This window comes from Campylobacter sp. BCW_6873 (genome assembly GCF_001762365.1).
GTDB classification, from domain to species: Bacteria; Campylobacterota; Campylobacteria; order Campylobacterales; family Campylobacteraceae; genus Campylobacter_D; species Campylobacter_D jejuni.
The window spans coordinates 40009-53785 of record NZ_MJWS01000079.1 but is presented as its reverse complement, the minus strand read 5'-3'; the positions used below and the strand labels follow the sequence as shown (position 1 = coordinate 53785).

Annotated in this window: 14 protein-coding genes and 1 pseudogene; 11 read left to right on the top strand and 4 right to left on the bottom strand. The window is 30.7% G+C overall.

Annotated features, from left to right (window positions below; translation table 11 throughout):
- Positions 1–65 precede the first annotated feature (65 nt).
- From AJ932_RS07390 to AJ932_RS07370, 5 genes are all read left to right on the top strand, one after another.
- Complete coding sequence (locus tag AJ932_RS07390; RefSeq protein ID WP_070278633.1) at positions 66–2135, top strand: capsular polysaccharide biosynthesis protein; 2070 nt, start codon at positions 66–68, stop codon at positions 2133–2135.
- A complete protein-coding gene (kpsS, locus tag AJ932_RS07385) occupies positions 2132–3316 on the top strand; it encodes a capsule polysaccharide modification protein KpsS (RefSeq protein ID WP_070278631.1) in 1185 nt (394 codons plus the stop codon). The genes AJ932_RS07390 and kpsS overlap by 4 nt, the downstream gene beginning before the upstream one ends.
- 72 nt (positions 3317–3388) lie before the next feature.
- Positions 3389–4510, top strand: a complete 1122-nt coding sequence (locus AJ932_RS07380; protein WP_070278629.1) for a DUF829 domain-containing protein — start codon at positions 3389–3391, stop codon at positions 4508–4510.
- A complete protein-coding gene (locus AJ932_RS07375; RefSeq protein ID WP_002936391.1) occupies positions 4507–5868 on the top strand; it encodes a cytochrome P450 in 1362 nt (453 codons plus the stop codon). Before AJ932_RS07380 ends, AJ932_RS07375 begins: the two co-directional genes overlap by 4 nt.
- Positions 5865–6284 (top strand): hypothetical protein, encoded by a 420-nt coding sequence (locus AJ932_RS07370; RefSeq protein WP_002862076.1) that lies wholly within the window; start codon positions 5865–5867, stop codon positions 6282–6284. The genes AJ932_RS07375 and AJ932_RS07370 overlap by 4 nt, the downstream gene beginning before the upstream one ends.
- Here AJ932_RS07370 and acpS read toward each other — a convergent pair whose 3' ends face one another.
- Both acpS and fliL read right to left on the bottom strand, forming a co-directional pair.
- Entirely contained in the window at positions 6285–6632 is a 348-nt protein-coding gene (gene acpS, locus AJ932_RS07365) for a holo-ACP synthase (protein ID WP_002866684.1), read from the bottom strand.
- Positions 6633–7169, bottom strand: coding sequence for a flagellar basal body-associated protein FliL (gene fliL / locus AJ932_RS07360; RefSeq protein ID WP_002877383.1), 537 nt, complete (start codon positions 7167–7169; stop codon positions 6633–6635).
- A gap of 102 nt (positions 7170–7271) precedes the next feature.
- On the opposite strand from fliL, the pseudogene pgmL reads away from it, so the two are divergent.
- Both pgmL and AJ932_RS07350 read left to right on the top strand, forming a co-directional pair.
- Positions 7272–8661 (top strand): annotated as a pseudogene (pgmL, locus tag AJ932_RS07355) (phosphoglucosamine mutase PgmL).
- 47 nt (positions 8662–8708) lie between these two features.
- Positions 8709–9086 carry a DUF1090 family protein gene (locus AJ932_RS07350; RefSeq protein WP_061210734.1) on the top strand — a complete coding sequence of 126 codons (378 nt, stop codon included), beginning with the start codon at positions 8709–8711 and terminating at the stop codon, positions 9084–9086.
- Between the two features lie 30 nt (positions 9087–9116).
- On the opposite strand, the gene rsfS is transcribed toward AJ932_RS07350, so the two are convergent.
- The gene (gene rsfS / locus AJ932_RS07345) at positions 9117–9443 is read right to left on the bottom strand and encodes a ribosome silencing factor (RefSeq protein WP_052804812.1); all 327 of its coding nucleotides are present in this window, start codon (positions 9441–9443) and stop codon (positions 9117–9119) included.
- 27 nt (positions 9444–9470) lie between these two features.
- Positions 9471–10016 (bottom strand): nicotinate (nicotinamide) nucleotide adenylyltransferase, encoded by a 546-nt coding sequence (gene nadD, locus AJ932_RS07340; protein WP_002862071.1) that lies wholly within the window; start codon positions 10014–10016, stop codon positions 9471–9473.
- 59 nt (positions 10017–10075) lie between these two features.
- On the opposite strand from nadD, the gene gap reads away from it, so the two are divergent.
- The 4 genes from gap to fabI are packed head-to-tail and all read left to right on the top strand — an operon-like array spanning position 10076 to position 13775.
- Positions 10076–11074, top strand: coding sequence for a type I glyceraldehyde-3-phosphate dehydrogenase (gene gap, locus AJ932_RS07335; RefSeq protein WP_070278625.1), 999 nt, complete (start codon positions 10076–10078; stop codon positions 11072–11074).
- A 2-nt stretch (positions 11075–11076) separates the two neighbouring features.
- Positions 11077–12279, top strand: coding sequence for a phosphoglycerate kinase (locus tag AJ932_RS07330; protein WP_002783833.1), 1203 nt, complete (start codon positions 11077–11079; stop codon positions 12277–12279).
- Complete coding sequence (locus tag AJ932_RS07325; RefSeq protein WP_002859678.1) at positions 12276–12947, top strand: triose-phosphate isomerase; 672 nt, start codon at positions 12276–12278, stop codon at positions 12945–12947. The genes AJ932_RS07330 and AJ932_RS07325 overlap by 4 nt, the downstream gene beginning before the upstream one ends.
- A gap of 3 nt (positions 12948–12950) precedes the next feature.
- Positions 12951–13775, top strand: coding sequence for an enoyl-ACP reductase FabI (gene fabI, locus AJ932_RS07320; RefSeq protein ID WP_002870612.1), 825 nt, complete (start codon positions 12951–12953; stop codon positions 13773–13775).
- Positions 13776–13777 lie beyond the last annotated feature (2 nt).

Sequence of the window (13777 nt, the reverse complement as noted above, 5' to 3'; positions counted from 1 at the left end):
AATTGAATTTTTGATATAAAAAATTTGTTATAATTCTTTTAAAAATATTTTTAAAAGAAATATTTATGAAGTATTACTCAACATCAAAAAAACTTATCACTAATGTTAAAAATTTTTATACCATTTTTTTATATAAGAAAAATTTAAAAATCAACAAAGATGATCTTTTCTTTGGCTGGGGACGTAAAAAATCAGGTTTAAAAGCTATGAATTTAGCTAAAAAATATAATACTAAATTCATACTTTTAGAAGATGGATTTATCCGCTCATTAAACTTAGGGGTTGAAAATAGCCCAAGTTTTTCTATGGTTAAAGATGATATAGGCATTTATTATGATGCAACAATGCCTTCAAAACTTGAAAATCTTTTAAATACTTATGAATTTAAAGGTGAAGAAATCAAGCAAGCTAAAAAAGCTATAGAGCTTATCAAAAAATATAAAATTAGCAAGTATAATAACAATCTTGATATCCCAGATGATTATTTTCAAAAAGATGAAAAACGTGTTTTAATTATTGCTCAAACGGCCAATGATGCCTCTCTTGAATTTGGGCTTGCTAAAGATTTTAAAACTGTCGATATGATAAAAGATGCCATAAAAGAAAATCCTGATTCTAAAATTTATATAAAAATCCATCCTGATGTTTTAAGTGGTAAAAAACAAAGTGATTTAGATATAAATTCCTTACCTAAAGAATGTATTTTAATCAGTGAAAATTTTAATCCCATAGCCTTGCTTGAGTTTTTTGATAAGGTTTATACTAAAACTTCTGGTATGGGTTTTGAAGCTTTGATACAAGAATGCGAGTGTGTTTGTTATGGCATGCCATTTTATGCAGGTTGGGGTCTAACAAAAGATAAATTAGAGTGTAAAAGAAGGATGCAAAAAAGAAGTTTAGAAGAAGTTTTCTATGCTGCTTATATACTTTATAGCGAGTATTTTAATCCTTATTTAAATCAAAAAAGTAATATTTTTGATACTATTCAAACTTTAGCAAAATATAAAGATATAGAAAAGGCAAATTCTAATAGACTTTTTATGCTAGGCTTTACCTTATGGAAAAGGTATTTTATCAAGCCTTTTTTTAAGGCTAAAAATAATGAAATTATTTTTTTAAATTCTATTAAATCTTTAGCTAGATACAAGCTTAAAGAAGATGATAAATTCTTTATTTGGGGTAAAAAATATGATGAAAATACTCTTAAAAATTTGCTTTTAGTAAAGGCAAAAGAGCAAAATTTAACTAGTTTTACCCCTAAAGTTTCTTTAGTGGAAGATGGTTTTATCCGCTCAATTTCACTAGGTTCTGATCTTACGCGCCCTTTTTCTTTAATCGTTGATGATAAAGGACTTTACATAGATCCAAATAAGCCAAGCAAATTAGAAGAGCTTTTGCAAAATGAAATTTTTGATAAAAATATGCTAAATAGGGCAAAAAATATTATAAAAATCTTACTTCAAAACCGCTTTTCAAAATATAATGGTTTAAAGCATGAAAATTTAAAGATCAATGCCAAAATAGGACAAAAGGTTATTTTAATCCCCGCTCAAGTTGAAGATGATGCTTCGATGATTTTAGGGGGTTTTGGCTTATCTACTCTTGATTTACTTAAGGAGGTGCGTACTAAAAATCAAGATGCTTATATCATCTTTAAGCCTCATCCTGATGTGTTAAGTGGCAACCGTGTGGGTTTAAAAGATGAAACACTCATCTTGGAATTTTGTGATGAGATTGTAAAAGATTGCAGTATTGATAGTGCTATAAAAATTGCCGATGAAATTCACACTATTACTTCTACAAGTGGTTTTGATGCTCTTTTAAGAGCTAAAAAAGTTTTTACTTATGGCATGCCTTTTTATGCGGGCTGGGGTTTAACAAAAGATAAATATAGATGCGAAAGAAGAACAAGAAAACTAAGCCTAGAAGAGCTTGTAGCAGGTGCTTTGATCATATATCCAAGATATATAAATCCTAAAACAAAAACTTTATGTGAAATTGAAGTTTGTTTAGATATAATGCTAAATTTACAAAAAGATTATTTTTCAAAAAAACATATAAAATTGGCAATAGATTTTAAAACTTTTATGCTTAGAAAAATAAGAAGATTTTATGAATTTTTAGCAAAGAAATGAGATTTAGCACTAAAATTAAAAAAGAATTTAGCGGTAAAAATGTTTTACTCTTGCAAGGGCCTGTGGGAAATTTTTTTCATCATCTTGCAATGAAAATGAAAAAAAACCAAACCAAAGTTTTTAAACTCAATTTTAATGGTGGAGATTTTTTTTTCTATCCTAGTGGAACAAGGTGTAAGTGTGATGAAAAAGATCTTGAAAATTTCTATAGGGATTTTTTTCAAAGTAAAAAAATCGATGCTATTTTAATGTATAATGATTGTCGTATTATCCATGCTAAGGCTATTAAAGTGGCTAAAGAATTAGGAATTGAAGTATGGATTTTTGAAGAAGGGTATTTAAGACCTTATTGTATTACTTTGGAAAAAGATGGGGTGAATGCAAATTCTTCTTTGCCGCGTGATAAAAATTTTTATCTTTCTCAAAATATTTTTACCAAAGAAAGCATAAAAGAAATTCCAGGTGGATTTAAATTTATGGCTTTTGATGCTTTTTTGTATTGGTTGTTTGCTTTTATTTTAGCTCCATTTTTTAACAACAAACTTCATCATCGTACTTTATATCCTTTTGAATTTTTATTTTGGTTTAGATCTTTATATAGAAAATATCTTTATAAGATTACAGAAAAAAAACTAAATGAAAAGATTTATAATTTAGAAAAAAAGTACTTTTTGGCGATTTTACAAGTTTATAGCGATACGCAAATTAAATATCATTACAAAAAAAGCATAGAGCACTTTATAGAAGAAACCATACTTTCTTTTGCAAACCATGCAAGAGCTAAATCTTATCTAGTTTTTAAACACCATCCCATGGATAGGGGTTATAAGAATTATTCTAAACTCATAAATGATTTAACTCAAAAATATCATGTAGAAGGAAGGGTTTTATATGTTCATGATACCCACTTGCCAGTTCTTTTAAGAAAGGCTTTAGGTTGTATTACTATAAATTCAACAGTAGGTCTTAGTGCTATTTTAGAAGGCTGTCCGACTAAGGTTTGTGGCAATGCTTTTTATGATTTTGAAGGCTTATCTTATCCAAAAAAACTTCAATTTTTTTGGCGTGAAGCTCATGCTTATAAACCCAATCCTATTTTGGTATGTAATTTTAAGAAATATCTTTTACAAACTAATCAATTCAACGGCAATTTTTACAAAAATTTCTTTTTAGACAAATAAGACTAAAAAGCTTTGATTAAGAGAGTTTTTAAAGCAAAGTTGTTATAATTAAAAGCAAAAAAGAAATATTGTATGGATAGGGAAGTATTTTATATAGCAGGATATGATCCTAAAAGTTATAGATTTTATTATGATTTATTTAAAAAAAACCTAAAAGATTATTCCCATGCTTTTAATATTAAAGCTGATTTAAGTAAAATTGAAAAAAAAGAGCAATTTCCTTTTTTTCAAATTTCTTGCGAAGGAGTACAAACTAAGTATCATTTTTTAACATGGAATGATATTGTTAAAAAAAATTGGTCAGAAAATTATAAAGATGCCTTAGCGGATTGTTATAGCTTTTTTAGAATTTATACCATTACAGGACTTTTTATCAAATTTGGCAAAGAGTCGATTTATCAACTTATCACAGGTTATTATCCTTTTTTTTATGTGTTATTTTCTTTACTATTTTCTTTGGTTTTAGCTTTTGGAAGTTTTGCTTTTTTGCAAAATTATATGCATTTTTCTTTAGCCATCATCATAGGATGTTTTTTAGGGTTTTTACTAAATCATTTTTTATTTAAATTAGGTAAGAAATTAGCTGTATTTTGGATAGCAAGAATTTGTGCTTTTTGTGCTACTTGGCAAGATAAAAAAATAGGCATTATGCAAGAAAGAATCAAGCTTTTTGCAAATGTTATAGTAGATAAGCTAAAACAAAACGAAAGCAAACAAGATTATGAGCTTATTTTGGTAGCACATAGTGTTGGAACTATAGTTTGTATAGAAGTTTTGGAGTATATTTTGAGACAAAATTTAGATTTATCTTTACTTCGTAAATTAAAAATTCTTACTTTAGGAGAATGTATACCTTTAGTGAGTTATCAAAAAAAAGCAGATGAATTTAGAAAGAAGCTTGAATTTGTTTCAAGGTTCGATTTAAAATGGTATGATTACACATCGATTATTGATGGAGCATGTTTTCCTCAAGTGGATTTTTTCCGCACGAGTGGTGTAAATGCTAAATTTACACCCCCATTTTTAAGTACTAAATTTCACACTTTATATGAAAAACATGAGTATAAAAAAATAAAAAGAGATAAAAATAAAGCGCACTTTTTATATCTTTATAGTATTAGTGTTAAAGGTGATTATGATTTTTTTTCTTTCATCATAATGCCTAAATTTTTAGAAGAAAAGGTAAAAATATGAGTGAATGTCCCTTTTTTCCAAAACCTTATAAAAATAAAGCTTCTACACTTTTAACTTTTTTGTTAAAGCGTAGATCTTGGCTTGATGGGCTTTATGAGCGTAGTTATAAAATGCAAACAGGCTATGTGAAGATGCCAAATTTTGATCTTTATGTTATAAATGACACTAAAGAAGTTAAAAGAATGATGGTTGATGAGGTTAGAGAATTTCCTAAAAGTGCATTTTTGCATGAGCTTTTAAGTCCGCTTTTAGGGGAGAGCATTTTTACTACAAATGGTGAAGTTTGGAAAAAGCAAAGAGAGCTTTTGCGTCCAAGTTTTGAAATGACTCGTATCAATAAAGTGTTTAATCTTATGAGTGAAGCTGTGGCAGATATGATGGATCGTTTTAGCAAGTATCCAAATCATGCTGTTATCGAAGTAGATGAAGCTATGACTTTTATTACCGCTGATGTGATTTTTCGCACCATTATGTCTTCAAAACTCGATGAGGAAAAAGGTAAAAAAATCTTAAATGCCTTTGTGACTTTTCAAGAGCAAAGCGTGCATACAGCCATGCGTCGTATGTTTCGTTTTCCAAAATGGCTTTCTTATGTTTTAGGAGATCGTAAGCGTGCTAAGGCCGGAGATGTGATCAGACAGGTTTTAAGTGACATCATAAAACCAAGATATGATATGGCAGATAATGCAGAATTTGAAGATATTTTAGGATCTTTGCTTTTAGTAGTGGATGCAGATACAAATAAGCGTTTTTCTTTTGAGGAAATTTTAGATCAAGTGGCTATGCTTTTTTTAGCAGGACATGAAACCACAGCAAGTTCTTTGACATGGACGCTTTATTTGCTTAGTCTTTATCCTAAGGAGCAAGAAAAAGCTTATGAGGAGATTACTCAGGTTTTACAGGGTGGAGCCATTGAAATTTCGCATCTAAGACAGTTTAAATACTTAACAAATATTTTTAAAGAATCTTTAAGACTTTATCCTCCTGTTGGATTTTTTGCAAGAGAGGCAAAAAAAGATACCCAAGTTAGAGATAAGCTTATTAAAAAAGGTTCTGGGGTGGTGATTGCTCCTTGGCTGATACACAGACATGAAGAATTTTGGACAAATCCACATGGATTTAATCCTTCTCGTTTTGAAGGAGAATACAAAAAAGATGCTTATTTGCCTTTTGGTGTAGGGGAAAGAATTTGCATAGGACAAGGTTTTGCTATGCAAGAAGCGATTTTGATTTTGGCTAATATTTTAAAAACTTACAAACTAGAACTTGAAGAAGGTTTTGTACCTGATGTAGTAGGGCGTTTAACAGTGCGTTCGGCTAATGGTATGAGGATAAAATTTAGCAAAAGAGAGTTATGAAAAGAGTTAGAACTAAAATTCGTGCCAATTTTCGTCGTCGTGTAAAACGCACTTTAAAAGGAAGCTTAAAAGAAAAATTAGCAGGGACTATTCTGCTTTGTGCAATAGTACCTTTAGCAGTTTTAGGATATCTTTTTATCGTGATTATAGGAACTTTTTTTAATACCGCACGAGCAAGACAGGGTGTTAGAGCCTTAGATCATTTTGTAAATGCAAGCTTGTTTAATGGCTATGCTTGGGAGAGCGTTTCTTCTCATGCGTGGCGTGAAAGAAATCGTAAAAAATGGGCAAGGATTGTTATAAAAATCACAGATTTTTTTCAAAAAGATCATTGTAAAAGAGCAAATAAAAGAGAACAACCTGTGGTAGATTTCATACTTTCAAGAAATTTAGACAAGCAAACTATAGGAAAATAATCAAACTATAGCCACTATGGCTATAGCAAAACCATTATCATGAGAAATGCTTAGGGAAGTTTGAGTGATATTAAAATTTTTTGTAATTTTTTGAGAATATTTTAATTTAGGCGCGTTTTTTTCATCTTTTGATATTTCAATATCAAAAAAACTGCATAATTCACAAATTCCAACACCCAAAGCCTTGCTAGCAGCTTCTTTAGCAGCCCAAAGACCTGCTAGAGTTGCTGGATTTTTAATGAGTATTTGTTCTTTTGGGCTTAGAAATTTATCCAAAAAATTTTTGCCATGTCTAGAATGAATTTTTTCTATCCTAGAAATGGCGATGATATCACAGCCTACACGCATTTAAGAAACTACAAAATCCGTAAAATAAACATTTTTAATAAAGCCATCGGTTAAAATTTCATTGATTTTTCCAACTAGCTCATCTTTTAAACGTTCTTTGCCTTTTTGTGTACTTACTTCTTCAAAAGTTTTAGCTGTTAATGTACGAATAATAATATCACGAATCACCGGGACTTTTTTATCAAGTTCAGGTTTTAAAAGTTCGCTATTTTGTTCTAGTTCTATAGTGCATTTTACATATCTTGAGCCGCTATCGCTAAGTAAATTTAGGGTAAAAGGATCAAGTGGGTACATAGGACCTATATTAGCAAAATCACTACCTCGCTGAGTAGGAGCTGAAACTTTAGGTTTATCAGCTTTTGTCTCTTCTTTTGGAGCTTCTTTGACTTCACTTTCATCACTTGAACTGCTTGAAATAAGCCAAGCAATCACTCCCATAATACTAAGAAGTAAAACAAAAAGTAAAATAACAATAATAATTACAAGTGAACCGCCTTTTTTCTTTTTCGTTTCTTCGTTTTCTAATTCTTCATCCATAAATTTTCCTTCATTTAGTGAAATTAATGTAAAATTGTAGCAAAAATTTCTTTTCTATCCAAATTTGCTTTAGAAAAACGATAAATTTAGGTTAAAGAAGAGATGAATTTAAAGGAAAAAAATGTTAGATGTGATTTTTAGAGAATATGATATAAGAGGGCTTTATAGCAAAGAACTAAATGAAAAAAGTGTTAAGGCTATAGGTTTTTGCTTGGGACAAACCATGCTAAATAAAGGCTGTAAAAATGTAAGTGTGGGCTATGATGCAAGATATAGTGCAAATGAACTTTTTAATTATCTTGTGAGTGGACTTAACAAAGCAGGGATAAAAATCTATGATATAGGGCTTGTGCCAACTCCATTGGGATATTTTAGTCTTTATGAGGGCTTGAAATTTGATGCAAATGTTATGATAACAGGCTCTCATAACCCAAAAGATTATAATGGTTTTAAAATCACTATCAATAAAGAAAGTTTTTTTGGTGTAGAATTAAAAGAGTTTTCAAAAGAAGTTTATAAGCATTTAGATGATGAGATTGAAGAAAATTTAGAAGTAGAAAAATACGATATTTTAAGCCTTTATGTGAAATTTATGTGCGAGCAATTTAGTTTTTTAAAGGATTTTAATTATAAATTTGGTGTTGATTGCACAAATGGTGCGGCTGGAGTGGTGATAGAGCCTTTAATCAAGGCTTTAAATTTAAAAGCTCATGTAATGTTTGCAGAGCCTGATGGACAGTTTCCAAACCACGCTCCAGATCCTACAGAAGAAGAAAACTTAAGTGCGATTAGAGAGTTTTTAAATCAAAATCAAGATTATTCTTTAGCTTTTGCTTTTGATGGGGATGCTGATAGAATGGTTGCTTTGAGTAAAACTCATGTATTTTGCGGGGATGAGCTTTGTTATTTGTTTGCTAAAAATATTCCTAATCCACGCATTTTAGGTGAGGTAAAATGTTCTAAAAATCTTTTTGATGAAGTGGCTAAATTTGGAACTATTTTTATGGGAAAAACAGGGCATTCTAATATTAAAAAAATGATGAAAGAAAAAGATATTGATTTAGCTGCTGAAGTGAGTGGACATATTTTCTTTAAACATAGATATTTTGGTTATGATGATGGAATTTACGCATTTTTAAGAGCCTTAGAACTTGTTTATAAAGGTTTTGATTTAGAAAGTATGATCAAAGCTTTACCAAAACTTTATACTACGCCTGAAATTAAAATTCCTGTAAATGAAGAAGAAAAATTTAAACTTGTGGAAGAATTTCAAAAAGAGATCGAAAAAGGAGCTTTAAAAGGTGTTAAAAGTCTTTGTGAAATTGATGGAGCTAGGATAGATTTTGGCGATGGATGGGCTTTGCTTCGTGCATCTAATACCAGCCCTTATCTTATCACACGTTTTGAAGCAACTTCTTTAGAAAGAGCAAAAGAGCTTGAAAGTATGGTATTCAGTTTGTTTAATGAGATAAAAGCTAGGCTTAAGAATTGATGAGATAATATTTCGCGATTTAAATTTATTTTAAAAAGGAATTAAAAATGAAAAAAATACTTGTTTTACTTTCGTTATGTGCCTTTGCTTTTGGTGTAAGTGAATGTGATAGAAAAATCGATCGTATCAATAAAGAAATCAGTTTTTCTAAAGCGCATAATGATACAGCTAGAACTTTAAGCTTGGAGCTTGCTTTAAAACAAGTACAAAATGATTGTGCTAAAGATCCTATGTTTTATGATAAAAAGTTAGAAGCTAAAAAACTTAAAGAACAAGAAGTGGAAAAAATCGAAAAAGAACTTGATGCTTTAAAAGAACAAAAAGATTATATGAGTAAGGCTGAGTATAAAGCTAAAAAAGAAGCTTTAAAAGAACAAAAAGAGAAAATCAAAAAAGAAATTAAAGAATATATTGATAATCTCTAAAAATTAAAAGGCTAATTAAATTTAGCCTTTTTAAACCCTACCTTTTTTAAGATTTTCTAATAATTCTTCTATATTATAAATTCCTCTGTGTTCTGGTGTTAAAAGATGGATTAAAATATCGCCAAGATCAATCACGCTCCATTCTTCACTACTATCTATGTTTAAAAATTCCTCACCTTTGGTTTTAAGTTGTGTTTTAAGCTCATCGATCAAAGATAGAGCGTGTCTTTCTCCTAAAGTAGCTGCGATAATGACATATTTTACAAAGTATTCTTGCTCACTCATGTCAATGGTTTTGATATCTTCAGCTTTTTTTTCATCTAAAATTTTAACGATTAAATCTATTCTTTCTTGCATTCTTTTCCTTTAATTTTTGAAATTGTATCAATTTTTTTGTAATTTTTCATAATATTTTTTTACTTCATCTTTAATTTCTTCACAAACTTCATTTGTATTTAAAGTATTGCGTATGAAAGAAGAAGCGATTTTTTTATCGGTTTTTAAATCTTTGAAATTCTTAGGAATTTCTATATCATTGCGATTGGCAATAACAAATTCTACTAAAGAATTAAGTTTTTCAAAATCATGCCAAAGATGAAGTTTTTCTAAATGATCTGCTCCGATTAAAAGATAAAATTTACTAGGATTATAAAGCTTATAAAGATACTTAACGCTTTCTATACTAGGAACAGGGCGTTTTTGCTTGGTTTCAAAATCACAAATTTCAACTTTTGGCAAATGCCCCCAAAGTTTTTTAACCCATAAGAATCTTTGCTTTTCATCAGCGCTAAAACTTTGTTTAAAAGGATTGATATAAGTAGGCATAATAATAAGCTTATCAATATCTAATTTTTCCAAAGCCTCTAAAACAACGCTATTATGACCATTATGCGGCGGATCAAAACTGCCACCAAAAAGTGCTATCTTCATTAAAATTTTAACCTTTTTTTTGTAGAATATTAACATTATATTTTGCAAAAGGAAATTAAATGGCTGTAAAAGTTGCTATAAATGGTTTTGGACGCATAGGCAGATGTGTTGCAAGAATCATCTTAGAAAGAAATGATATTGAGCTTGTGGCGATAAATGATACTACGGATATTGAACTTACAAAATACCTTTTTAAATACGATACAGTACATGGTGAATTTAAAGGCAGTGTTAATAGTGAAGGCGATGATTTAGTGGTAAATGGTAAAAAAATCAAAGTATTTAAAAGTCGCAATGTAAAAGATCTTGACTTTGCAAAATACGGGGCACAAATTGTTTTAGAATGCACAGGGGCGCATTTAACTATGGCAAAATGTCAAGAATTTATAGATATGGGAGTACAAAAAGTGATCATGAGTGCTCCTGCAAAAGATGATACTCCTACTTATGTTTTAGGAGTAAATTCAGAACTTTACAAGGGTGAAAGCATTATTTCTAATGCAAGTTGTACAACAAATTGTTTAGGTCCTGTTTGTCGTGTTTTACAAGATAATTTTGGCATCGAAAAAGGACTTATGACAACAATACATGCTTATACAAATGGACAAAGTATTATTGATGCTAAAGCTAAAGATAAACGCCGTTCTCGTGCTGCAGCGCAAAATATCATTCCAACCTCTACAGGCGCAGCAAAAGCTATGAAACTTGTTATGCCTGAACTTAATGGCAAGCTTCATGGACAAAGTATGCGTGTGCCAGTGATTGATGTATCAAGCGTGGATTTAACTGCACAACTAAGCCGTAAAGTCAGCAAAGATGAAATCAATGAAGCTTTTAGAAAAGCTGCAACTACAAATTTAAAAGGCATTTTAATGGTAGATGATGATGAAAGAGTTTCAAGCGATTTTATCACTTGTTCTTATGGAGCTATTGTAGCAAGTGATTTAACTCAAGTGATTATGGATGATTTTATCAAGGTAATTGCTTGGTATGATAATGAATGGGGCTATTCAAGTCGTCTAGTAGATATGGCAGTATATATTGCAAATAAGGCTTAATCATGAGTGATATTATTTCTATAAAAGACATTGATTTAGCTAAGAAAAAAGTTTTTATAAGATGTGATTTTAATGTTCCTCAAGATGATTTTTTAAATATCACTGATGATAGACGCATAAGATCAGCTATTCCTACGATAAGATATTGTTTGGATAATGGTTGTAGTGTGATTTTAGCCTCTCATTTAGGGCGTCCAAAAGAAATTAGTTCCAAGTATTCTTTAGAACCTGTGGCTAAGCGTCTTGCTAGACTTTTAGATAAAGAAATTATTATGGCAAAAGATGTTATCGGCGAAGATGCAAAAACCAAAGCTATGAATTTAAAAGCGGGCGAAATTTTACTTCTTGAAAATTTGCGTTTTGAAAAAGGCGAAACTAAAAATGATGAAAATTTAGCCAAAGAACTTGCTTCTATGGTTCAAGTTTATATCAATGATGCTTTTGGAGTATGCCATAGAGCACATTCTAGTGTAGAGGCGATTACTAAATTTTTTGATGAAAAACACAAAGGCGCAGGATTTTTACTCCAAAAAGAAATTGATTTTGCAAGCAATCTTATCAAACATCCAGCACGTCCTTTTGTCGCTGTTGTTGGAGGTTCAAAGGTAAGTGGAAAACTTCAAGCATTGACAAATTTATTACCAAAGGTAGATAAATTAATCATAGGCGGAGGTATGGCATTTACTTTTTTAAAAGCTTTAGGTTATGATATAGGAAATTCACTTTTAGAAGAAGAACTTTTAGAAGAAGCTAATAAAATTCTTACCAAGGGTAAAAATTTAGGAGTGAAAATTTATCTTCCAGTAGACGTTGTAGCCGCTCCTGCGTGCTCACAAGATGCGCCGATGAAATTTGTTCCAGCGCAAGAAATTCCAAATGGTTGGATGGGTTTAGATATAGGACCTGCGAGTGTGAGACTTTTTAAAGAGGTGATTTCTGATGCGCAAACGATTTGGTGGAATGGACCTATGGGTGTTTTTGAAATTGATAAATTTTCAAAAGGTAGCATTAAAATGAGTCATTATATCAGTGAAGGACATGCAACTTCTGTTGTTGGAGGCGGTGATACGGCTGATGTGGTTGCGCGCGCAGGTGATGCAGATGAAATGACTTTTATTTCCACTGGAGGTGGTGCTTCTCTTGAACTTATAGAAGGCAAAGAACTTCCAGGCGTAAAAGCTTTAAGATCTAAGGAAAATGAATGATCTTTGCTGCAAATTTAAAATGCAATCACACAAGAGCAAGTTTTAAAATTTATGCTGAAATTTTAAATAAAACTATGGGAGCAAAATGTGATGATATTATCGTTTTCCCACCTAGTGTGGCATTTTTAGAAAATGAAAATAACTTCATACAAGGAGCGCAAAATTTTTATCCTTGTGTTAATGGTGCTTTTACAGGCGAGCTTGGAAAAGAGCATTTGGATGAATTTGGGATCAAATGTGTTTTAATCGGGCATTCTGAAAGAAGAGCTTTAGGAGATGAAGAATTTATTAAGGCTAAATTTGATTTTGCTAAAGAGCATGGTTATAAAATTGTTTTTTGTATAGGTGAAAATTTAGATACAAAAAATTCAGGCAAGACTTTAGAGTTTTTAAAAAAACAACTTGAAATTATTGATTTAAATTATGAAAAACTCATCATCGCTTATGAGCCTATTTATTCTATAGGAACGGGAGTGAGCGCACAAAGTACAGATATCGCTAAAGTGCTTGAATTTTTAGCGAGTTTAACCAAGGTACCTTTGCTTTATGGTGGAAGTGTGAATGAAAATAATATCAAAGAAATTTTAAGTGTAAATCATTGTGGTGGAGTTTTGATAGGCTCTGCAGCTTTAAAAGTAGAAAATTTTATAAAATTAATCAAAGGATAAAAGATGATTATGAAGGGTAAAAAAGGCCTTATTGTAGGGGTTGCGAATAATAAATCTATCGCTTATGGCATAGCAAAAGCATGTTTTGATCAAGGAGCCGAGCTTGCTTTTACTTTTTTAAATGATGCTTTAAAAAAACGCGTAGAACCTATAGCACAAGAGTTTAATTCTAATTTTGTTTATGAGCTTGATGTAAATAATAACGAGCATTTAGATTCTATCGCTGAAAAAATCAAAAAAGATTTAGGCGAGATTGATTTTGTAGTGCATGCGGTTGCTTTTGCTCCAAAAGAAGCTTTAGAAAATTCTTTTTTAGAAACTTCAAAAGAAGCTTTTGATATAGCTATGCAAACTTCTGTGTATTCTTTACTTTCTTTAACACGTGCACTTTTACCTATTTTAAAAGATAAGGGTTCGATTTTGACTTTAAGTTATCTTGGTGGGGTTAAATATGTACCTCATTATAATGTTATGGGTGTAGCAAAAGCCGCACTTGAAAGTTCTGTGCGTTATTTAGCAAGAGATCTAGGAGTAAAAGGAATTCGTGTTAATGCTATTTCAGCAGGTCCTATTAAAACTTTGGCAGCAAGTGGAATAGGGGATTTTAGAATGATTTTAAAATACAATGAAATCAATTCTCCTTTAAAACGCAATGTTAGTATAGAAGATGTAGGTAATTCGGCTATGTATTTACTTAGCGATTTAGCAAATGGTGTTACAGGTGAAATACATTATGTTGATGCAGGATATAACATCATGGGTATGGGCGATGTTGAAAAAAATGAAGAAGGGCAAACTGTTCTTTGTTGGGATAATCAAAAAGGATAAAA

Bases quoted from the DNA above. Each gene is read 5' to 3' on its own strand.
- AJ932_RS07380 (WP_070278629.1), top strand. From the start codon at position 3,389: ATGGATAGGGAAGTATTTTATATAGCAGGATATGATCCTAAAAGTTAT.
- rsfS (WP_052804812.1), bottom strand. From the start codon at position 9,443: ATGCAAGAAAGAATAGATTTAATCGTTAAAATTTTAGATGAAAAAAAA.
- AJ932_RS07330 (WP_002783833.1), top strand. From the start codon at position 11,077: ATGAGTGATATTATTTCTATAAAAGACATTGATTTAGCTAAGAAAAAA.
- fliL (WP_002877383.1), bottom strand. From the start codon at position 7,169: ATGGATGAAGAATTAGAAAACGAAGAAACGAAAAAGAAAAAAGGCGGT.
- AJ932_RS07390 (WP_070278633.1), top strand. From the start codon at position 66: ATGAAGTATTACTCAACATCAAAAAAACTTATCACTAATGTTAAAAAT.
- AJ932_RS07375 (WP_002936391.1), top strand. From the start codon at position 4,507: ATGAGTGAATGTCCCTTTTTTCCAAAACCTTATAAAAATAAAGCTTCT.
- kpsS (WP_070278631.1), top strand. From the start codon at position 2,132: ATGAGATTTAGCACTAAAATTAAAAAAGAATTTAGCGGTAAAAATGTT.
- AJ932_RS07370 (WP_002862076.1), top strand. From the start codon at position 5,865: ATGAAAAGAGTTAGAACTAAAATTCGTGCCAATTTTCGTCGTCGTGTA.
- acpS (WP_002866684.1), bottom strand. From the start codon at position 6,632: ATGCGTGTAGGCTGTGATATCATCGCCATTTCTAGGATAGAAAAAATT.
- fabI (WP_002870612.1), top strand. From the start codon at position 12,951: ATGATTATGAAGGGTAAAAAAGGCCTTATTGTAGGGGTTGCGAATAAT.
- gap (WP_070278625.1), top strand. From the start codon at position 10,076: ATGGCTGTAAAAGTTGCTATAAATGGTTTTGGACGCATAGGCAGATGT.
- AJ932_RS07325 (WP_002859678.1), top strand. From the start codon at position 12,276: ATGATCTTTGCTGCAAATTTAAAATGCAATCACACAAGAGCAAGTTTT.
- AJ932_RS07350 (WP_061210734.1), top strand. From the start codon at position 8,709: ATGAAAAAAATACTTGTTTTACTTTCGTTATGTGCCTTTGCTTTTGGT.
- nadD (WP_002862071.1), bottom strand. From the start codon at position 10,016: ATGAAGATAGCACTTTTTGGTGGCAGTTTTGATCCGCCGCATAATGGT.